Annotated in this window: 20 protein-coding genes; 11 read left to right on the forward strand and 9 right to left on the reverse strand. The window is 71.0% G+C overall.

Annotated elements, in window-relative coordinates:
• Positions 1-4: 4 nt before the first annotated feature.
• The 6 genes from rplB to KDN32_RS16520 all read right to left on the reverse strand — a co-directional run bounded on the left by rplB (position 5) and on the right by KDN32_RS16520 (position 4,219).
• Positions 5-841, reverse strand: a complete 837-nt coding sequence (rplB, locus tag KDN32_RS16495; RefSeq protein ID WP_211733363.1) for a 50S ribosomal protein L2 — start codon at positions 839-841, stop codon at positions 5-7.
• Positions 842-866: 25 nt separating this feature from the next.
• Positions 867-1,172, reverse strand: coding sequence for a 50S ribosomal protein L23 (gene rplW / locus KDN32_RS16500; protein WP_056599661.1), 306 nt, complete (start codon positions 1,170-1,172; stop codon positions 867-869).
• Entirely contained in the window at positions 1,169-2,023 is an 855-nt protein-coding gene (rplD, locus tag KDN32_RS16505) for a 50S ribosomal protein L4, sunset domain variant (protein WP_211733364.1), read from the reverse strand. Before rplD ends, rplW begins: the two co-directional genes overlap by 4 nt.
• A gap of 2 nt (positions 2,024-2,025) precedes the next feature.
• Entirely contained in the window at positions 2,026-2,691 is a 666-nt protein-coding gene (rplC, locus tag KDN32_RS16510) for a 50S ribosomal protein L3 (protein WP_211733365.1), read from the reverse strand.
• An 8-nt stretch (positions 2,692-2,699) separates the two neighbouring features.
• Positions 2,700-3,008, reverse strand: coding sequence for a 30S ribosomal protein S10 (rpsJ, locus tag KDN32_RS16515; RefSeq protein ID WP_008360994.1), 309 nt, complete (start codon positions 3,006-3,008; stop codon positions 2,700-2,702).
• Between the two features lie 374 nt (positions 3,009-3,382).
• Positions 3,383-4,219 (reverse strand): alpha/beta hydrolase family protein, encoded by an 837-nt coding sequence (locus tag KDN32_RS16520; protein ID WP_211733366.1) that lies wholly within the window; start codon positions 4,217-4,219, stop codon positions 3,383-3,385.
• A 51-nt stretch (positions 4,220-4,270) separates the two neighbouring features.
• Between KDN32_RS16520 and KDN32_RS16525 the strand changes: the two genes are divergently transcribed.
• A complete protein-coding gene (locus tag KDN32_RS16525) occupies positions 4,271-4,981 on the forward strand; it encodes a tetratricopeptide repeat protein (protein WP_211733367.1) in 711 nt (236 codons plus the stop codon).
• Between the two features lie 9 nt (positions 4,982-4,990).
• Here KDN32_RS16525 and trmB read toward each other — a convergent pair whose 3' ends face one another.
• The 3 genes from trmB to KDN32_RS16540 form a co-directional block, all read right to left on the reverse strand.
• The gene (gene trmB / locus KDN32_RS16530; RefSeq protein ID WP_307854165.1) at positions 4,991-5,716 is read right to left on the reverse strand and encodes a tRNA (guanosine(46)-N7)-methyltransferase TrmB; all 726 of its coding nucleotides are present in this window, start codon (positions 5,714-5,716) and stop codon (positions 4,991-4,993) included.
• Positions 5,717-5,904: 188 nt separating this feature from the next.
• Entirely contained in the window at positions 5,905-7,296 is a 1,392-nt protein-coding gene (locus KDN32_RS16535) for an aspartate aminotransferase family protein (protein ID WP_211733369.1), read from the reverse strand.
• Positions 7,293-7,751, reverse strand: coding sequence for an Lrp/AsnC family transcriptional regulator (locus KDN32_RS16540; RefSeq protein ID WP_211733370.1), 459 nt, complete (start codon positions 7,749-7,751; stop codon positions 7,293-7,295). The genes KDN32_RS16535 and KDN32_RS16540 overlap by 4 nt, the downstream gene beginning before the upstream one ends.
• Positions 7,752-7,970: 219 nt before the next feature.
• Here KDN32_RS16540 and KDN32_RS16545 point away from each other — a divergent pair, with 219 nt between their 5' ends.
• The 10 genes from KDN32_RS16545 to KDN32_RS16590 are packed head-to-tail and all read left to right on the forward strand — an operon-like array spanning position 7,971 to position 19,534.
• The gene (locus tag KDN32_RS16545) at positions 7,971-9,416 is read left to right on the forward strand and encodes a gamma-aminobutyraldehyde dehydrogenase (protein ID WP_307854166.1); all 1,446 of its coding nucleotides are present in this window, start codon (positions 7,971-7,973) and stop codon (positions 9,414-9,416) included.
• A gap of 16 nt (positions 9,417-9,432) precedes the next feature.
• Positions 9,433-10,689, forward strand: coding sequence for an ABC transporter substrate-binding protein (locus KDN32_RS16550; RefSeq protein ID WP_211733372.1), 1,257 nt, complete (start codon positions 9,433-9,435; stop codon positions 10,687-10,689).
• A 1-nt stretch (position 10,690) separates the two neighbouring features.
• Positions 10,691-11,788, forward strand: a complete 1,098-nt coding sequence (locus KDN32_RS16555) for an ABC transporter ATP-binding protein (protein ID WP_211733373.1) — start codon at positions 10,691-10,693, stop codon at positions 11,786-11,788.
• The gene (locus KDN32_RS16560; RefSeq protein ID WP_211733374.1) at positions 11,785-12,705 is read left to right on the forward strand and encodes an ABC transporter permease; all 921 of its coding nucleotides are present in this window, start codon (positions 11,785-11,787) and stop codon (positions 12,703-12,705) included. The genes KDN32_RS16555 and KDN32_RS16560 overlap by 4 nt, the downstream gene beginning before the upstream one ends.
• Position 12,706: 1 nt before the next feature.
• Entirely contained in the window at positions 12,707-13,597 is an 891-nt protein-coding gene (locus KDN32_RS16565) for an ABC transporter permease (protein WP_249217242.1), read from the forward strand.
• A gap of 7 nt (positions 13,598-13,604) precedes the next feature.
• On the forward strand, positions 13,605-14,906 hold the full coding sequence (locus KDN32_RS16570; RefSeq protein WP_249217243.1) for a saccharopine dehydrogenase family protein: 1,302 nt from the start codon (positions 13,605-13,607) through the stop codon (positions 14,904-14,906).
• Positions 14,903-16,252, forward strand: coding sequence for a 4-aminobutyrate--2-oxoglutarate transaminase (gene gabT, locus KDN32_RS16575; protein WP_211733375.1), 1,350 nt, complete (start codon positions 14,903-14,905; stop codon positions 16,250-16,252). The genes KDN32_RS16570 and gabT overlap by 4 nt, the downstream gene beginning before the upstream one ends.
• Entirely contained in the window at positions 16,252-17,709 is a 1,458-nt protein-coding gene (locus tag KDN32_RS16580; protein WP_211733376.1) for an NAD-dependent succinate-semialdehyde dehydrogenase, read from the forward strand. Before gabT ends, KDN32_RS16580 begins: the two co-directional genes overlap by 1 nt.
• Positions 17,706-19,079 (forward strand): transaminase, encoded by a 1,374-nt coding sequence (locus KDN32_RS16585; protein ID WP_211733377.1) that lies wholly within the window; start codon positions 17,706-17,708, stop codon positions 19,077-19,079. Before KDN32_RS16580 ends, KDN32_RS16585 begins: the two co-directional genes overlap by 4 nt.
• A complete protein-coding gene (locus KDN32_RS16590; RefSeq protein ID WP_211733378.1) occupies positions 19,076-19,534 on the forward strand; it encodes a helix-turn-helix domain-containing protein in 459 nt (152 codons plus the stop codon). Before KDN32_RS16585 ends, KDN32_RS16590 begins: the two co-directional genes overlap by 4 nt.
• Positions 19,535-19,542 lie beyond the last annotated feature (8 nt).

Here is a 19,542-nt window from a genome sequence, read left to right on the forward strand (position 1 = left end):
TCGGTTACTTCCTACCCTTGCCGGACTTGCGACGACGGATGATCTGGGAGTCGCTGGCCTTGCTCTTGCGAGTGCGGCCCTCGGGCTTGCCCCAGGGGGAGACCGGGTGGCGACCACCGCTGGTCTTGCCCTCACCACCACCGTGCGGGTGGTCGACCGGGTTCATGACGACACCGCGGACGGTCGGGCGGACGCCCTTCCACCGCATGCGGCCGGCCTTGCCCCAGTTGATGTTCGACTGCTCGGCGTTGCCGACCTCGCCGATCGTCGCGCGGCAGCGCACGTCGACGTAGCGCATCTCGCCCGAGGGCATGCGCAGCGTCGCGCGGCTGCCCTCACGGGCGACCAGCTGGGCGGACATGCCGGCCGAGCGGGCGATCTTGGCGCCGCCGCCCGGACGCAGCTCCACGCAGTGGATGGTCGAGCCGACCGGGATGTTGCGCAGCGGCAGGTTGTTGCCGGGCTTGATGTCGGCGTTGGGACCCGACTCCACCGCGGTGCCCTGGGTCAGACCCTTGGGCGCGATGATGTAGCGCTTCTCGCCGTCGGCGTAGTGCAGCAGCGCGATGCGGGCGGTGCGGTTGGGGTCGTACTCGATGTGAGCGACCTTGGCCGGCACGCCGTCCTTGTCGTAGCGACGGAAGTCGATGATGCGGTAGGCGCGCTTGTGACCGCCACCCTTGTGACGGGTGGTGATGCGGCCCTGGTTGTTGCGGCCGCCGTTCTTGGGCAGCGGACGCGTCAGCGACTTCTCGGGCGTCGACCTGGTGATCTCGACGAAGTCGGCCACCGACGAGCCGCGGCGGCCCGGCGTGGTCGGCTTGTACTTGCGGATAGCCATATCAGTTCCTATTCAGCGAGCCCGGTCAGGAGACCGGACCTCCGAAGATGTCGATGCGGTGACCCTCGGCGAGGCTGACGATCGCGCGCTTGGTGTTCGGGCGCTTGCCCATGCCGTAGCGGGTGCGACGCGTCTTGCCCTGGCGGTTGATCGTGTTGACCGAGGTGACCTTGACGTCGAAGACCTTCTCGACCGCGATCTTGATCTCGGTCTTGTTGGCGTCCGGGTGGACGATGAAGGTGTACTTGTTGGCGTCGAGCAGGCCGTAGCTCTTCTCCGACACGACCGGCGCGATCAGGACGTCGCGGTGGTCCTTGTGCAGGGTGCTCACTTGTCGCTCTCCTTCTCGGCACGGGTGAGGCCGGCAGCCTCGGCGTCCTCGACGGACTTGAACCAGAAGTCGCCGCCGGCGGCGTCGTAGTCGGCGTCGCCCTCGACGAGGTAGACGCCCGACGTCTTGCCGAGGACCTCGAAGCCCTTCGGGTTCTTGCCGCTCTTCAGCGGGGCCTTGGCGCCCGCCGGGAGCTCCGCGGCCTCGGTGGTCTCGGTGGCAGCAGCCGGCTTCTCGGCCGCAGCGGCCGGGGCGGACGAGCCACCCACGAAGACGTCGTAGGCACCCTTGGTGAAGACCACGTCGTCAGCGGCCAGCACGTCGTAGGTGTTGAGCTGGTCGACGGCGACGATGTGGACCTCGGGCGCGTTGCGCAGCGAGAGCCAGGTGATCGCGTCGGAGCGCTCGAGCACCACGAGGTAGCCCACGCGGTCGGTCAGCGAGGTCAGCGCGGCGAGCGCACCCTTGGTGGAGGGCTTGTCGCCCGACACCAGCGAGTCGACCACGTGGACGCGGTCGTTGCGGGCCCGGTCGGAGAGGGCACCGCGCAGGGCGGCGGCCTTCATCTTCTTGGGGGTGCGCTGGGAGTAGTCGCGCGGCTGCGGGCCGTGGACGGTGCCACCGCCGGCGAACTGCGGGGCGCGGGTCGAGCCCTGGCGGGCGCGGCCGGTGCCCTTCTGCTTGTAGGGCTTCTTGCCACCACCGCGGACCTCGCCGCGGGTCTTGGTGGCGTGGGTGCCCTGGCGCGCAGCGGCCTGCTGGGCCACGACGACCTGGTGGATCAGGGGGATGTTGACCTCGACGTCGAAGATCTCGGCGGGGAGGTCGACCTTGACGGTCTTGACAGCCATGCTCAGGCCTCCTGCGTCTTCTTGGCGGCCGAGCGGAGGACCACGAGGCCGTTCTTGGGGCCGGGAACGGCGCCCTTCACGAGGATGAGGCCCTTCTCGGCGTCGACGGCGTGCACCGTCAGGTTCTGGGTGGTCACGGTGTCGTTGCCCATGCGGCCCGACATCCGGGTGCCCTTGAACACGCGACCCGGCGTGGCGCAGGCGCCGATCGAACCGGGCTTGCGGTGGTTGCGGTGGGCACCGTGCGAGGCGGAGACACCGGAGAAGCCGTGACGCTTCATGGTTCCGGCGAAGCCCTTGCCCTTGCTGGTGCCGGTGACGTCGATCTCCTCGCCGGCGGCGAAGGTGTCGACCCCGAGCTCCTGGCCCACGGTGTAGGCAGCGGCGTCGGCGGTGCGGATCTCCACGACGTGGCGACGGGGGGTGACCCCGGCCTTGGTGAAGTGACCGGCCTCCGGGGAGTTCACCTTGCGCGCCTCGATCTCGCCGAAGCCGACCTGGATGGCGTTGTAGCCGTCCACCTCGGGCTGGCGGACCTGGGTCACGACGTTGGTGCTCGCCGCGATGACGGTCACGGGGACGACCTTGTTGTCCTCGTCCCAGAGCTGGGTCATGCCGAGCTTGGTGCCCAGCAGGCCCTTCACGTTGCGTTCGAAAGTCTTAGCCATGTCGCGCCTCAGAGCTTGATCTCGATGTCGACACCGGCGGGCAGGTCGAGACGCATCAGCGAGTCGACGGTCTTCGGCGTCGGGTCGATGATGTCGATCAGGCGCTTGTGGGTGCGCATCTCGAAGTGCTCGCGGGAGTCCTTGTACTTGTGGGGCGAACGGATGACGCAGTACACGTTCTTCTCGGTCGGCAGCGGCACAGGGCCGGCGACCTTCGCACCCGTACGGGTGACGGTGTCCACGATCTTCCGCGCCGAGGTGTCGATCACCTCGTGGTCATAGGCCTTGAGCCTGATGCGGATCTTCTGTCCCGCCATAGGTCCCTGTCCTCTTCGATCTCGTACGCCTGGTCTGGTCTCAGCGCCCTGCCCCGGTGGGCCGGCGCCGCCTGTCTCTCCTCCACCCTCCGACCCCCGCGGTCGGGCGTGTCGCGCATCTTGCTCGTGACACGTCCCCTGCGGGAAGCGATGTTTCTCTGGGTGGCACCCGCCGGCTGGCGGATCTGGTCGGGTCTCCGATCACTGTCGTGACCTGGTGCGGCGCACGCAGACGACTGCTTCGATCAAGGAGACGCGATTCAGAAGTCAAGGTGTGCCGCGCCCCGGCGACCCGCCGGAGCAACCGGAACATCTTGGCAGACTCGGAGAGCCCACGCCAAATCGAGGTCCGGGGGCGTCCGGTGAGGGGTGCGTCACTCTCGCCCGGTGTCCGCCGCGAGCGCGAACAACCGCCTGCCGATGCGGGTCGGCGTGCCCTCGACGGGGTCGACGAGGAGCTCCCAGCCGTGCCCCGACCGTCCGGCCACGAAGGGTACCCCGGCGCGACCCGCGAGCTCGCGGGCCGCCGCGAAGATGGCGCGGCCGTCGCTGGGCGCCATCACCACGAGCCCGTCGGGCACGCCGTCCGACGCGAGGTCCGGGGCCAGGTCGGCGAGGTCGGTGCCCTCCCACGCCGGCGGGCCGGAGACGTCGGCCCACGCGTCCACGTCCGCCCCCGCGGCGACCGCCATCACCGTGAGCGAGCCACCCATGGACGTGCCGAGCAGCACGACGCGCGTCGCGCCGAGGTCCTCGCGGGCGAGCGCCACGGCCGGCGCGACCTCGTTGAGCGGGTCGGCGTCGGCGTCGTCGGGGCAGGTCGACTCGCCGTAGCCGCACGGGTTCACCAGCAGGGAGGTCACGCCCGCCTCGTCCGCGGCCGCCGCCGCCCACCTGCCCCAGCCGCAGAGGCCCCCGATCTGGGGCAGCAGCACCGCGACGGTCGTGCTGGATCCCGGTCCGACGCGCGCGACCTCGACCTCTCCCCCGGTCCTCCCGTCGAGGGTGAGCGCCTCGAGGTCGGCGGACTCCGGGATCGCGGACAGGCAGCGCTCGCGCAGCGCGGTGGTCGGGTCGGGTGCCGCGCCGGTCGTCGCGCCGGTCGGCGGGGCGTCGGGGCGGGTGGTGGAGCCGGACGAGCAGCCGGCGAGCAGCACGAGCGCGGCGAGCGTCGCCGCGCCCCGCGCTCGTCGGCCCCCGTGTCCCCGCACGCCCCGAGGATAGGCAGGCGCGCGGTCCGGGTCGAGGCCTACGCTGCGCCCATGGCGACGCTCCGCGACCTCTGGGACTTCGACGACCCGGCTGCCAGCGAGCAGCGCTTCCGCGAGCTCGCGGCGAGCGCCGACGAGCCACTGGCGACGTACGCCCGCACCCAGGTCGCGCGGGCGCTCGGCCTGCAGGAGCGCTACGCCGACGGGCACGCGGTGCTCGCCGCCCTCACCACGGCCGACGACGAGGGGACGGTCCGCGTCACCCTCGAGCGCGGCCGGCTGCTGCGCTCGGCCGGGGACACGGAGGCTGCGCTCCCCTGCTTCGAGGACGCCGCGCGACGCGCGGGCGGTGCGGGCCTGGAGGAGCTCGAGGTCGACGCCCTGCACATGGTGGCGCTGGTCGTGCCGGCCGACCACGCGCTGGCTGCCACCGAGCGGGCCCTGCGCCGCGCCCGGCAGGCGTCCGACCCCGTCGCCCGCGACTGGGACGCCTCGCTGCTCAACAACATCGGCATGGTCCACGCCGACGCCGGCGACCACGCCACGGCCCTCGTCGCGTTCGAGCAGGCGCTCGCGGCACGCGAGCGGATCGGCGACCCCGCGCGGACGCGGGTCGCGCGCTGGATGGTGGCGTGGTCGCTGCGCCACCTCGGGCGCACCGACGAGGCACGCGCGGTGCAGCGCGCGCTCAAGGCAGAGCTCGAGTCGGTCGACGAGGTCGACCCGTACGTCGACGAGGAGCTCGCGCTGCTCGGTGACTGAGCGGGAGCGTCAGGTCGTGCGGCGGTAGCAGAAGTCGACGATGTCGCGGCCGACGTCGACGCCCTTGCGCTCGAAGCGCGTCACCGGGCGCTCGGCCCACCGCTCGACCGGCCCGCCCTCGAGCGTCGGCTCTGCGTCGAGCACCTCGCGCATCTGCTCGGCGTAGTCGGCCCAGTCGGTGGCCAGCCGCCACGCGCCCCCGGGCACCAGGCGCGACGAGGCCAGCGCGGCGTTGGCCGGGTTCACCAGCCGACGCTTGTGGTGCTTGGTCTTGGGCCACGGGTCGGGGAAGAAGGTCCACAGCTCGGCCAGGCTGCCCGGGGCGAGCAGGTGCTCGAGCGACCACACCGCGTCGACGGAGCAGAACCGCACGTTGTCCGCACCGGCCTCGGCGACCCGCCACAGCGAGTCGGCCACGCCGGGACGCCACACCTCGAGCGCCAGCACGTTGTGGTCGGGGCGCGCCGCGGCCAGCACGGCCGTCGCCTCACCGATGCCCGGCCCGATCTCGACGATCAGCGGCGCCTGCCGGCCGAACCGCTCGGCGAGGTCGAAGTCGGGTCGGTCGACCGCCTCGTCGGGGATCACCCAGTCGGCCTGGTGGGCCGCCCACGCCTCGGCCTGGCGCGGCGTGAACCGGCTGCCCCGGCGCGAGTAGGTCAGCACCTCGCGCATGCGCCGACCGTCCTCGGTGAGCTTGAGGTGCGGTCGGGCGGGGCGTACGACGTCGTTCACGCCGCCCATGATCCCCGGCCCACCCCGCTCGGCGCACATCGCCGACTCGGCGCCAATGTCACTCCGGAAAGCGCCGAGTCGGCGCGAATGTCTTGAGGTCCAGGACATTCACGCCGACTCGGCGTCGATACGGCACACATTCGCGCCGACTCGGCGTTGATGCGGCGGACCGTCGCGCCCGCTCGGTGCTACATGCGCTCGAGGGCCCCGGTCAGCACACCGCGCAGGCGCTGCTCGATGTCGTCGAACTCGGTCTGCCCGATGATCAGCGGCGGCGCGAGCTGGATGACCGGGTCGCCGCGGTCGTCGGCGCGGCAGTAGAGGCCGGCGTCGAAGAGCGCCCCGGAGAGGTAGCCGCGCAGCAGCCGCTCGGACTCCTCCTCGTTGAAGGTCTCCTTGGTCTCGCGGTCCTTCACCAGCTCGATGCCGTAGAAGTAGCCGTGGCCGCGGACGTCGCCGACGATCGGGATGTCGAGGAGCTTCTCGAGGGTGGCCCGGAACTTCGGGGCGTTCTGCTGGACGTGGTCGACGAGGCCCTCGCGCTCGAAGATGTCGAGGTTGGCCATCGCGACGGCCGACGACACGGGGTGCCCGCCGAACGTGTAGCCGTGGGCGTAGAGCGTGGTCCCGGACTTGAAGGGCTCGAAGAGCCGGTCGCTGGCGATCATCGCGCCGATCGGCGAGTAGCCGGAGGTCATGCCCTTGGCGCAGGTGATGATGTCGGGCTGGTAGCCGAACTCGGCCGCCCCGAACATCTCGCCGACGCGTCCGAAGGCGCAGATGACCTCGTCGGAGACGAGCAGCACGTCGTACTCGTCGCAGATCTCGCGGACCCGCTCGAAGTAGCCGGGCGGCGGCGGGAAGCAGCCGCCGGCGTTCTGCACCGGCTCGAGGAAGACCGCGGCGACGGTGTCGGGGCCCTCGAACTCGATGGCCTCGGCGATCCGGTCCGCGGCCCAGCGGCCGAAGGCCTTCTCGTCGTCGCCGACGTAGTCGGGGCGGCGGTAGAAGTTGGTGTTCGGCACCTTGTGGGCGCCGGGGACGAGCGGCTCGAACATCTCCTTCAGCGGCGGGATACCGGTGATCGAGAGCGCGCCCTGCGGGGTGCCGTGGTAGGCGACGGCGCGGGAGATGACCTTGTGCTTGTTGGGCTTGCCGGTGAGCTTGTAGTACTGCTTGGCCAGCTTCCACGCCGACTCGACGGCCTCGCCGCCGCCGGTGGTGAAGAAGACGCGGTTGAGGTCGCCGGGCGCCATCGCGGCGATCCGGTCGGCGAGCTCGACCGCGCGCGGGTGGGCGAACGACCACAGCGGGAAGAACGCCAGCTCCTTGGCCTGTCGCGCCGCGGCCTCGGCGAGCTCCTCGCGGCCGTGCCCGACCTGGACCACGAACAGGCCGGCGAGGCCGTCGATGTACTCGCGGCCGTGGCTGTCCCAGATCTTGTGCCCCTCGCCGCGGACGATGAGCGGCATCTCGCCGCCCTTCTCGTAGGTCGAGTGGCGGGTGAAGTGCAACCACAGGTGGTCGCGGCCCGAGGCTTGGTAGTCGAAGGACTCGTCGAGGGAGGGTTGGTTGCTCATCGCGTACCCCAGTTGTAGTGCTGCTTGTTGAGCTTGAGGTAGACGAAGGTCTCGGAGGAGACCACCCCCTCGAGCTCCCGGACCTGTCGCATGACCTCGAGGAGGTGCGGGTCGTCCTCGCAGACGACCTCCACGAGGAGGTCGAAGCTGCCGGCCGTGGTGACGACGTAGTCGACCTCGTCGATCTCGGCGAGCAGGTCGCCGACCTGCCCCGGGTCGCCCTGCGTGCGGATGCCGATCATCGCCTGCCGGGTGAACCCCACCTGCGTGGGGTCGGTGACGGCGACGACCTGCATGACGTCGGACTCGAGCAGCTTCTGCACCCGTGCCCGGGCAGCCGCCTCCGAGAGGCCCACGGCCTTGGCGATGGCGGCGTAGGAGATACGTCCGTCCTCCTGCAGCAGCTCGATGATCCGCTTGGCGGTGGCATCGAGTCGCACTCCCCCGTCGCTCATCGCCGCACCTGCCCCAGGTGTCGGGCGACTCGCTCGCTGCGCTCGGTCATGCGCCACATCGTGCTGTGCCCAGCGTCTCATCGCAAGTACCGCAGCGCGGATTCCGCAATTTGGCATCAACGAATCCGCGATTCCCGCAGTTTCTTTCGGACGATCTATGGAGATTGCCCGCGCGTCGTCCTAGTCTCCCTTCACCGCACCCGACCGGGAGGACTCGTCGTGACCAGCCCACGCACGCTGCGCAACTTCATCGGAGGCACCTACGTCGACGCCCGGGGAGCGGGCACGACGGACGTGGTCGATCCGTCCACGGGGCAGGTGGTCGCGCAGGCGCCCGTCAGCGGCGCGGAGGACGTCGACGCCGCCTACGAGGCCGCCGACCGCGCGTTCGGCGAGTGGGGCTCCACCACGCCGAGCGAGCGGCAGCAGGCGCTGCTCAAAATCGCCGACGCGATCGAGTCGCACGCCGAGGAGCTGATCGACCTCGAGTCACGCAACACCGGCAAGATCAAGGCGCTCACCGCGAGCGAGGAGATCCCGCCGATGGTCGACCAGCTGCGGTTCTTCGCCGGCGCCGCGCGGGTGCTGGAGGGCAAGGCCGCGGGCGAGTACATGGCCGGCCACACGTCCTGGATCCGGCGCGAGCCGATCGGTGTGGTCGGGCAGGTCACGCCGTGGAACTACCCGCTGCTGATGGCGGTGTGGAAGATCGGCCCGGCGCTCGCGGCCGGCAACACGGTCGTCCTCAAGCCGTCGGACACCACCCCGGAGAGCACCCTCCGCCTCGCCGAGCTGGCCTCGGAGCACCTGCCGGCCGGCACCCTCAACGTCGTCACCGGCGACCGCGAGACCGGTCGGCTGCTCGTCGAGCACCGCACGCCCGGGCTCGTCGCCATCACCGGGTCCGTACGCGCCGGCGCGGAGGTGGCCGCGAGCGCGGCCCCGAACCTCAAGCGGGTGCACCTCGAGCTCGGCGGCAAGGCGCCGGTGGTGGTCTTCGACGACGCCGACATCGAGGCCGCCGTCGAGGGCATCGCGATCGCCGGCTACTTCAACGCCGGCCAGGACTGCACGGCCGCCACCCGCGTGCTCGTGGCCCCGGGGATCCACGACGAGTTCGTCGCGGCGCTCGCCGACTACGCCCGCACCCAGGCGCCCGTCGGCCTCCCCGACGACGAGGACGCCCTGTTCGGACCGGTGAACAACGCCACCCAGCTGGCGCGTGTCAGCGGGTTCATCGAGAACCTCCCGTCCCACGCCCGCGTGGCGGCCGGCGGCAACCGCCGCACCGACCTCGGTGACGGCTACTACCTCGAGCCCACCGTCCTCTCCGGCCTGCGCCAGGACGACGAGGCGATCCAGAACGAGATCTTCGGCCCCGTCATCACGGTGCAGCAGTTCGCCGACGAGGCCGAGGCGGTCCGCTGGGCCAACGGCGTCGACTACGGCCTCGCGTCCTCGGTGTGGACCAGGGACTTCGGGCGCGCGATGCGGATGTCGAAGGCGCTCGACTTCGGGTGCGTGTGGATCAACACCCACATTCCGCTCGTCGCCGAGATGCCGCACGGCGGCTACAAGAAGTCCGGCTACGGCAAGGACCTGTCGATGTACGGCTTCGAGGACTACACGCGCGTCAAGCACGTGATGGCGAACATCGAGAGCTGACAGGACGGACGAGGACATGACACCGATCCCCCGCCGGTCACGGCGCCACCTCTCGGAGCCGGCCGCCGCGCTGACCCGGGCCGCGTCGGGCGGCCTGAGCCGGCGCGCGCTCCTCGGCACCGGCCTCGCCACCGGCGCCGGCGTGGCGCTGAGTGCCTGCGCCCCGCCCGAGCCCCCGTCGGGCTCCGGCGGCCTGGCCAGCCTCGACCTGCCGACCGACGTGTCGGACAGCGAGAAGATCCTCAAGTGGGCCAACTGGACGGCCTACCTCGACCTCAACGGCAAGGAGACCAGCTCCCCGACGCTCACCGCGTTCGAGAAGCAGACCGGCATCAAGGTCAGCTACAGCGAGGACGTCGACGACAACGACTCCTACTACGCCAAGGTCGCGCCCCAGCTCCGCGCGGACCAGAGCATCGACCGCGACATCTTCACCTTCACCGACTGGATGGCCGGTCGCGTGATCCGTGACCAGCTGTGCCAGCCGCTGCAGCTGATCGAGATGCCGAACGTCGTGTCGCACCTCCTCCAGCCGCTGAAGGAGGTCAGCTTCGACCCCGGTCGCAACTACTCCATCACCTGGCAGAGCGGCTTCGCCGGCATCGGCTACAACCGCGACAAGGTCGGGCGCGAGCTCAAGTCGCTCGACGACCTGTGGGCCGACGACCTCAAGGGCCGGATCGTGGTGCTCTCGGAGTTCCGCGACACCGCCGGCCTCGTCATGCAGTCGCAGGGCGTCGACATCAGCAGCGACTGGGGCAAGGCGGAGTTCGAGAAGGCGCTGGACTTCATCGAGCAGAAGATCGAGGAGGGCTACATCCGCAAGGTCAAGGGCAACTCCTACATGGAGGACCTCACCAGCGGCAACGCCGTCGCCGGGATCACGTGGAGCGGCGACATCTTCGTCCTGGCCGCCGACACCAAGGACCCGGCCTGGACCTTCACCATCCCCGAGTCCGGCGGGACGCTGTGGTCGGACAACCTGATGGTGCCGATCACCGCGACGCACCGCAGCAACGCCCAGAAGCTCATGGACTACTACTACGAGCCGGCGGTCGCGGCGCAGGTCGCCGCCTGGGTGAACTACGTCTGCCCCGTCGACGGGGCGCAGGCGGAGATGGAGAAGATCGACCCGGACCTCGCCGAGAGCCCGTGGATCTTCCCCACCGCCGACTTCATCTCCGAGTCCAACATCCAGCAGTTCCGTGCGCTCGACGCCGACGAGGAGATCGAGTACGCCGACCTGTGGTCCACCAAGGTGATGGGGAACTGACATGGCTGGATTCCGCGAGGCGCGCGGCGACCTCCTGCTCGAGGGCGTGACCAAGTCGTTCGGCGACTTCACCGCCGTCGACGACATCGACCTGACCGTCCCGCGTGGCTCGTTCTTCGCCCTGCTCGGCCCCTCCGGCTGCGGCAAGACGACGACGCTGCGCATGGTCGCCGGGCTCGAGCAGCCCACCGTCGGCCGGGTGCGGATCGGCGACACCGACCTCACCGGGTCGCGCCCCTACGAGCGGCCGGTCAACACGGTCTTCCAGTCCTACGCGCTCTTCCCGCACCTCACCATCCGCGACAACGTCGCGTTCGGCCCGAAGCGGCGCAAGGACAAGGACGCCAACAAGCGCGCCGACGACGCGCTCGAGCTGGTGCAGATGACGCAGTTCGCCAGCCGCAAGCCGGCCCAGCTCTCCGGTGGCCAGCAGCAGCGCGTGGCCCTGGCTCGGGCGCTGGTCAACCACCCCGAGGTGCTGCTGCTCGACGAGCCGCTCGGCGCGCTCGACCTCAAGCTGCGCCGCGAGATGCAGGTCGAGCTCAAGCGGATCCAGACCGAGGTGGGACTCACCTTCATCCACGTCACCCACGACCAGGAGGAGGCCATGACCATGGCCGACACGGTCGCGGTGATGAACAAGGGCAAGATCGAGCAGATGGGTCCGCCCGCCGCGCTCTACGACCTGCCCCGCACGCGCTTCGTGGCCAACTTCCTCGGCCAGGCCAACATCGGCGAGGCCACCGTCGAGGGCTCCGACGGCGACAAGGTCGTCGCCGACGTGCTCGGCACCAAGGTGCAGATCCTCAAGTCCCGCTCGCAGGTCCACGAGGGCAAGCTGCTGTTCGGCGTACGCCCCGAGAAGGTGACCGTCTCGCGCACGCAGCCCGACGGGGTCGGCAACGACGTCAAGGGCGTCGTGCGCGACGTGTCCTTCCTCGGCGTCGCGACCAGCTACCTCGTCGACATGCCCAGCGGCGCCACGTGGAGCTGCTACGAGCAGAACCTCGACGTGGAGCCGCTCGACCTCAGGCCCGGCGACGAGGTCTGGCTGACCTGGAACCCGGGACACGCCTTCGGCGTGCCGGACGCCTCATGAGCTCCCTCGCCCAGGTCTCGCAGGTCGCCGGCGACCCGGCCGTCCACCCGACGGCGCCCGCACCGGAGACCGAGAAGCGCAGCTGGACCGCCTACCTCCTGCTGCTCCCCGGTGTCCTGTGGCTCGGCGTCTTCTTCATCCTGCCGCTGGTCCAGCTCGCCTCGGTCAGCCTGCAGAGCCGCTTCCCCGGCTTCCCCGGCTACTACTACCGCGACCTCAACTTCCAGAACTACGTCAGCGCCCTCACCGACTACGCCCCGCACTTCGCGCGCTCGTTCGTCTACGCCGGCCTGGCCACGTTCCTCGCGTTCGTGGTCGCCTACCCGCTGGCCTACGCGATGGCGTTCAAGGCCGGCAAGTGGCGCAACCTGATGATGATCTGCGTCGTCGCGCCGTTCTTCACCTCCTTCATCCTGCGCACCTTCGCGTGGTCGCAGATCCTCGCCGACGAGGGGTGGGTGGTGCGCAGCCTCGACTTCCTGCACCTGCTGCCCGGCGGCCACATCATCAACACCCCGGTGGCGGTCGTCGCGGGCCTGACCTACAACTTCCTGCCCTTCATGGTGCTGCCGATCTACGCGTCGCTGGAGCGGGCCGACCCGCGGGTCATCGAGGCCGGCGGTGACCTCTACGCCAACGGCTTCACGACCTTCCGCACCGTGACGCTGCCGATGTCGATGCCGGGCGTCCTCGCCGGCACGCTGCTGACCTTCATCCCGGCGGCCGGCGACTTCGTCAACATGGAGCTGCTCGGCCCCCAGCGCGGGAAGATGGTCGGCAACGTCATCAACGACCAGTTCCTCGCGATCCCGGGCGGCTACCCGGTGGCGGCAGCGCTGTCGTTCACCCTGATGGCCGCGATCTTGGTGATGGTCTTCCTCTACGTCCGCCGCTTCGGCACCGAGGAGCTGGTGTGAGATGACCGCGACCACGACCCCCCGCACCACGGCGCCGGCCCCCTCGGGCGGCAGCCCGGCCTACCGGCCCTCCGCGGCGAAGCGGGTCCAGCTGTGGCTGGCCAACCACTTCGCGATGCTGTCGGCGATCCTCGTGCTGCTCTACCTGTTCCTGCCGGTCGCCTACACCTTCGCGTTCTCCTTCAACGACCACGGCAAGACCAACATCGTGTGGCAGGGGTTCACCTGGAAGCACTGGCAGGACCCGTGCCGCGTGGCCGGCGCGTGCGAGTCGCTCGTCGTCTCGCTGCAGGTCGGCGCGATCGCCACCTTCGTCGCCACCGTGCTCGGCACCCTGATGGCGCTCGCGATGGTGCGCTACCGCTTCCGCGGCAAGGCCGCCAGCAACGTGCTGATCTTCGTGCCGATGGCGACCCCCGAGATCGTCATGGGCGCCGCGCTGCTGACGATCTTCGTCCAGGGCTTCACCAACATCGGCCTCAGCCTGGGCTTCTGGACGATCGTCTTCGCCCACATCATGTTCTGCCTGAGCTTCGTCGTCGTCACGGTGAAGGCCAGGATCCAGTCGCTCGACCCGCGCATCGAGGAGGCGGCCCAGGACCTCTACGCGGGCCCGATGGAGACCTTCTGGAAGGTCACCTTCCCGCTGATCCTGCCCGGCATCCTCGGCGCGGCGATGCTGGCGTTCTCCCTGTCCTTCGACGACTTCATCATCACCAACTTCGTCTCCGGCAACGAGAACACCTTCCCCAAGTTCGTCTACGTCGCGTCGCGGCGTGGCATCCCGGCCGAGGCCAACGTCATCGGCTTCTCGATGTTCGTGATCGCGGTGCTGCTCGTCGTCGGCGCGCAGGTCGTCAGCTCGCTGCGCGCCTCCCAGACCAAGGAGTGAACCCCTGATGGACCGACCGGTGCGCGTGCTCATGGTGGGTGCGGGCGGCGTCGGCGACGCCGCCGCGCGGATCGCCGTCGAACGTGACTACTTCGAGGCGTGGGTGGTCGCCGACTACGACCTCGCCCGTGCCGACCGCACCGTGGCCGCGGCCGTCGGGCGACGTCCGGGCGACGAGCGGTTCAGCGCCGCGCAGGTCGACGCCTCCGACGCCGACGCGGTCGCCGCGCTCGCCCGCGAGGTGCGCGCGACCCACGTCTTCAACGCCGTCGACCCGCGCTTCGTGATGCCGATCTTCACCGGCGCGCTGGCGGCGGACGCCGACTACCTCGACATGGCGATGAGCCTGTCGGTGCGGCACCCCGAGCGGCCCTACGAGGAGGTCGGGGTCAAGCTCGGCGACGAACAGCTGGCGATGGCCGACCAGTGGGAGTCCGCCGGCCGGCTGGCGCTGCTCGGCATCGGTGTCGAGCCTGGCCTCTCCGACGTCTTCGCCCGCTACGCCGCCGACGAGCTGTTCGACCACATCGACGAGCTCGGCACCCGGGACGGCGCCAACCTGGTGATCCGCGACGACGACGGCAACGAGGTGTTCGCTCCGGGCTTCTCGATGTGGACGATCATCGAGGAGTGCCTCAACCCGCCGGTGGTGTGGGAGCGCGCGCGGGCCGGCGGCGACGTCGAGCGGGGCTTCTTCACGCTGCCGCCGTTCTCCGAGCCCGAGGTCTTCGACTTCCCCGAGGGCATCGGCCCCGTCGAGTGCGTGCACGTCGAGCACGAGGAGGTGCTCCTCATGCCGCGCTGGGTCGAGGCCGACCGGGTGACGTTCAAGTACGGCCTGGGCGAGGAGATGATCGGCATCCTGCGCACGCTGCACACCCTCGGCCTCGACTCGACGGAGCCGGTCACCGTCAAGGGCGTCGAGGTGTCGCCGCGCGACGTGGTCGCGGCCTGCCTCCCCGACCCCGCGACCATCGGCCCGCGGATGGAGGGCAAGACCTGCGCCGGGCTCTGGGTGACCGGCACCGGCAAGGACGGCGCGCCGCGCGCGACGTACCTCTACCACGTGGTCGACAACGCCGACTCGATGCGCGACTACGGCGCGCAGTGCGTGGTCTGGCAGACCGCGATCAACCCCGTCGTCGCGCTCGAGCTGCTCGCCGACGGCACCTGGTCGGGCACCGGCGTGCTCGGCCCCGAGGCGCTGCCCCCGAAGCCGTTCCTCGACCTGCTCGCCGCACCCAAGCCCGAGGGGTACGGATCCCCCTGGGGGATGGAGGACCGCCCCTCCGGAAAGGACCAGTCATGACGCTCTCGCAGGAACGGATCCTCGCCACCGAGATCCCCGGCCCGCGCTCGCGCGAGCTCCAGGCCCGCAAGGTCGCCGCCGTCTCCGCCGGCGTCGGCACGACGCTCCCGGTCTACGTCGAGCAGGCCGGCGGCGGCGTGCTCCGCGACGTCGACGGCAACCAGCTCATCGACTTCGGCTCGGGCATCGCGGTGACCACCGTCGGCAACGCGGCGCCGCGGGTCGTCGAGGCGGTGCAGCGCCAGGTCGCCGACTTCACCCACACCTGCTTCATGGTGACGCCCTACGAGGAGTACGTGCAGGTCTGCGAGAAGCTCGCCGAGCTCACTCCCGGGAGCCACGAGAAGCGCTCGGCCCTGTTCAACTCCGGCGCCGAGGCGGTCGAGAACGCGGTCAAGGTGGCGCGCCACCACACCGGCCGCGACGCGATCGTCGTCTTCGACCACGCCTACCACGGTCGCACCAACCTCACGATGGCGCTGACCGCGAAGAACATGCCCTACAAGCACCGCTTCGGGCCGTTCGCCGGCGAGGTCTACCGCGCCCCGATGGCCTACCCCTACCGCTGGCCCGGCGGCCCCGAGGCCTGCGCCGAGGAGGCGTTCGACGCCTTCGTCGCGACCGTGCACGCCCAGGTCGGCGAGGACAACACCGCGGCCGTGCTGATCGAGCCGATCCAGGGCGAGGGCGGCTTCATCGTGCCGCCCCCGGGCTGGCTGCGCCGCGTGTCGGACTGGTGCCGCGAGCACGGGATCCTGCTGATCGCCGACGAGGTGCAGACCGGCTTCGCGCGCACCGGCGACTGGTTCGCCAGCGACCACGAGGGCGTGGTGCCCGACCTGATGACGACCGCGAAGGGCATGGCCGGCGGCCTCCCGCTCGCCGCGGTGACCGGGCGGGCCGAGGTGATGGACTCCGTCCACGTCGGTGGTCTCGGCGGCACCTACGGCGGCAACCCGGTGGCCTGTGTCGCCGCGCTGGCGGCCATCGAGACGATGGAGGCCGAGGACCTCCCGGCCCGGGCCCGCGAGATCGAGAAGGCGTTCGTGCCCCGCCTCGAGGCACTCGCCGCCCGGCATCCCGACCGGGTCGGCGACATCCGCGGCCGCGGCGCGATGCTGGCGGTGGAGCTGGTCTCCGACGGTGCGGGCCGGACGCCCGACGCCGCGCTGGCCGGCGCGGTCCACCGCGCCTGCTCGGCCCAGGGCCTGGTCACCCTGACCTGCGGCACCTTCGGCAACGTCTTCCGCTTCCTGCCGCCGCTCGCCATCGGTGACGACCTGCTGGCCGAGGGCCTCGACATCTTCGAGCAGGCCTTCGACGAGGCTGCTGGCAAGGTGGAGTGATGAGCGACCACACGACCCTGATCGAGTCCGTCCCGACCCGGCTGCTGATCGGCGGCGAGTGGGTCGACGCCAGCGGCGGCGCCACCTTCGACGTGGTCAACCCCGCCACCGGTGACGTCCTCACCCGGATCGCCGACGCCACCCCCGACGACGGCCAGCGCGCGCTGGCCGCCGCCACCGAGGCGCAGCGGGAGTGGCGGGCGACCGAGCCGCGCGCCCGCGGCGAGATCCTGCGCAGCGCCTTCGAGCTGCTCACCGAGCGGGTCGACGACTTCGCCCGCCTGATGACGCTCGAGATGGGCAAGGCGCTCGGGGAGGCACGGGGCGAGGTCGCCTACGGCGCCGAGTTCTTCCGGTGGTTCTCCGAGGAGGCCGTCCGCATCCACGGCCGCTACGCCCAGGCCCCGGCCGGCAGCACGCGCCTGATCACGATGAAGGGCCCGGTCGGCCCGACGCTGATGATCACGCCCTGGAACTTCCCGCTCGCCATGGGCACCCGCAAGATCGGCCCCGCCATCGCGGCCGGGTGCACGATGGTCGTGAAGCCCGCCGCCGAGACGCCGCTGACGATGCTGGCGCTCGCCGCCCTCCTGGAGGAGGTCGGCCTGCCGAAGGGCGTGCTCAACGTCGTCACCACGACGGACTCGGGCGGCGTCTGCGAGCCGATCATCACCGACCCGCGCCTGCGCAAGCTGACCTTCACCGGCTCGACGGCGGTGGGCAGGAAGCTCGTCGCGCAGGCGTCCGACCAGCTGCTGCGGGTCTCGATGGAGCTCGGCGGCAACGCCCCGTTCATCGTGTTCGACGACGCCGACCTCGACGCCGCCGTCGACGGCGCGATGCTCGCCAAGATGCGCAACATCGGCGAGGCCTGCACGTCGGCCAACCGGTTCCTCGTGCACACGTCGGTCGCCGACGAGTTCTCCCGCCGGCTCGCCGAGCGGATGGGTGCGCTGACCGTCGGCGACGGCACGCAGGACGGCGTCGACGTCGGCCCGCTCATCACCGAGAAGGCACGCGCCGGCGTCCACGAGCTGGTCAGCGACGCGGTCTCCGCCGGGGCGCGTGCGGTGGTCGGCGGCGCGGTGCCGGACGGGCCCGGCTTCTTCTACCCGCCGACGGTGCTCGTCGACGTACCGGCCTCGGCGCGGGTGCTCCGCGAGGAGATCTTCGGTCCGGTCGCCCCGGTCACGACGTTCGACGACGAGGACGAGGCGGTCGCGCGGGCCAACGACACCGAGTACGGCCTGGTCGCCTACCTCTTCTCCCGGGACCACGCCCGCGTCATCCGGGTCAGCGAGGCGCTGGAGTTCGGGATGGTCGGGGTCAACACCGGCATCGTCTCCAACCCTGCTGCCCCGTTCGGCGGCGTGAAGCAGTCCGGCTTCGGGCGCGAGGGCGGCTTCGAGGGCATCGAGGAGTACCTCGAGACCAAGTACGTCGGGAGCGCGCTGTGACCGACGGCGCTCCGGCGGTCGACCGCTCCCGGCTGGCGGCCCTCCACGCCGAGGAGGAGCAGCGCTTCGTCGACCTGCACCCCACGTCGGCCCGGCTCGCCGGCGAGGCGGGCCAGCACCTGCTCGCCGGGGTGCCGATGCCGTGGATGACCCGGTGGCCCGGGTCGTTCCCGCTCTTCGTCGAGGCCGCCGGCGGCGGTCGCTTCACCGACGTGGACGGCATCGACTACGTCGACCTCTGCCTCGGCGACACCGGCTCGATGACCGGGCACTGCCTGCCCGCGGTGGCCGACGCCGTCCGCGAGCGCACCGAGCGCGGCATCACCACGATGCTCCCCTCCACGGACGCGGCGTGGGTGGCCGGCGAGCTCAGCCGCCGCTTCGGCCTGCCCCGCTGGCAGATGGCGATGACCGCCACCGACGCCAACCGCTTCGTGCTCCGCTTCGCGCGCCACCTCACCGGCCGGCCGCGGATCGCGGTGATGGACTGGTGCTACCACGGCACGGTCGACGAGACGCTCGGCGTGCTCGAGCACGGCCGGGCCGGCGACCGCGTCGTCCCGCGGCCCGGGGCGCTCGGACCCCAGGTCGACGTGTCCGTCACGACCGCGGTCGTCCCGTTCAACGACCTCGACGCGCTCGACCGCCGCCTCGCCGAGGGTGACGTCGCGTGCCTGCTGATGGAGCCCGCGCTCACCAACATCGGCATCGTCCTGCCCGACGAGGGCTACCTCGCCGGCGTCCGGGAGGTCACCCGGCGCCACGGCGTGCTGCTGGTCAACGACGAGACCCACACCATCTGCGCCGGGCCCGGCGGTGCCACCGCTGCGTGGGGGCTCGACCCCGACCTCGTGGTCATCGGCAAGCCGATCGGCGGTGGCATCCCGGTCGCCGCCTACGGCATGACCGAGGAGGTGGCGTCCCGCCTCGAGGGCCCGATGCTCGGGCACGACATCGACGTCGCCGGCGTCGGCGGCACCCTCTCCGGCTCGGCGCTGGCGATGGCCGCGGTCCGCGCGACGCTGTCGACGGCGCTGCGCCAGGAGGACTTCGACGTCGCGATCCCGCTCGCCGAGTCCTTCACCACCGGCATCCAGGACGTCATCGACGCCCACGGCCTGCCGTGGCACGTGCAGCGGCTCGGGTGCCGGGCGGAGTACTGGTTCTGCCCTCCCCCGCGCGCCGGTGCCGAGGCTGCGGCGGCCGTCGACGAGGAGCTCGACGCGTTCTTCCACCTCTGGACCGTCAACCGCGGGGTGCTGCTCGCGCCGTTCCACAACATGTCGCTCTTCGCGCCGTCGCACACCCAGGCCGACGTCGACGCCCACACCTCCGCGTTCCGCGGCGCCGTGGAGGCGCTCGTCGGATGAGCACCGGACGCCGGGTCCCCGGCGACGTGCTGGTCCACCTGCGACGTGCGCGCGACCACCTCGACCGGCACTTCGCCGAACCGTTCGACCTCGACCACCTCGCCTCCCTGGCCGGGATGAGCCGGTACCACTTCCTGCGGTCGTTCTCGCTGACCTACCGGTCCACCCCGGCGGCCTACCTCGCGGCGCGACGGGTCGAGCGCGCCCAGGACCTCCTCCGCGGTGCCAACCTGACGGTGACCGAGGTCTGCCACGCGGTCGGCTACAGCAGCCTGGGGTCGTTCAGCTCGAGGTTCCGCGAGATCGTCGGCGAGACCCCCAGCGACTTCCAGAAGCGGTACGCCGCCCGGGGCGCGCCGCGCATCCCCGGCTGCCACGTCTTCATGGCCGGCCTCGTCGAGCGGGACCCGGGCACCGCAACGCAGGAGAAGCGCGACGACCGCGACCCTTCCTAGGGTCGTCG

Source organism: Nocardioides palaemonis, from assembly GCF_018275325.1.
Taxonomy (GTDB): domain Bacteria; phylum Actinomycetota; class Actinomycetes; order Propionibacteriales; family Nocardioidaceae; genus Nocardioides; species Nocardioides palaemonis.

Coding starts and splice junctions, on each gene's coding strand:
- rplB (WP_211733363.1), bottom strand. CDS start 841: ATGGCTATCCGCAAGTACAAGCCGACCACGCCGGGCCGCCGCGGCTCG.
- rplD (WP_211733364.1), bottom strand. CDS start 2,023: ATGGCTGTCAAGACCGTCAAGGTCGACCTCCCCGCCGAGATCTTCGAC.
- rplC (WP_211733365.1), bottom strand. CDS start 2,691: ATGGCTAAGACTTTCGAACGCAACGTGAAGGGCCTGCTGGGCACCAAG.
- rpsJ (WP_008360994.1), bottom strand. CDS start 3,008: ATGGCGGGACAGAAGATCCGCATCAGGCTCAAGGCCTATGACCACGAG.
- KDN32_RS16525 (WP_211733367.1), top strand. CDS start 4,271: ATGGCGACGCTCCGCGACCTCTGGGACTTCGACGACCCGGCTGCCAGC.
- KDN32_RS16535 (WP_211733369.1), bottom strand. CDS start 7,296: ATGAGCAACCAACCCTCCCTCGACGAGTCCTTCGACTACCAAGCCTCG.
- KDN32_RS16540 (WP_211733370.1), bottom strand. CDS start 7,751: ATGAGCGACGGGGGAGTGCGACTCGATGCCACCGCCAAGCGGATCATC.
- KDN32_RS16550 (WP_211733372.1), top strand. CDS start 9,433: ATGACACCGATCCCCCGCCGGTCACGGCGCCACCTCTCGGAGCCGGCC.
- KDN32_RS16555 (WP_211733373.1), top strand. CDS start 10,691: ATGGCTGGATTCCGCGAGGCGCGCGGCGACCTCCTGCTCGAGGGCGTG.
- KDN32_RS16560 (WP_211733374.1), top strand. CDS start 11,785: ATGAGCTCCCTCGCCCAGGTCTCGCAGGTCGCCGGCGACCCGGCCGTC.
- KDN32_RS16565 (WP_249217242.1), top strand. CDS start 12,707: ATGACCGCGACCACGACCCCCCGCACCACGGCGCCGGCCCCCTCGGGC.
- KDN32_RS16570 (WP_249217243.1), top strand. CDS start 13,605: ATGGACCGACCGGTGCGCGTGCTCATGGTGGGTGCGGGCGGCGTCGGC.
- gabT (WP_211733375.1), top strand. CDS start 14,903: ATGACGCTCTCGCAGGAACGGATCCTCGCCACCGAGATCCCCGGCCCG.
- KDN32_RS16580 (WP_211733376.1), top strand. CDS start 16,252: ATGAGCGACCACACGACCCTGATCGAGTCCGTCCCGACCCGGCTGCTG.
- KDN32_RS16590 (WP_211733378.1), top strand. CDS start 19,076: ATGAGCACCGGACGCCGGGTCCCCGGCGACGTGCTGGTCCACCTGCGA.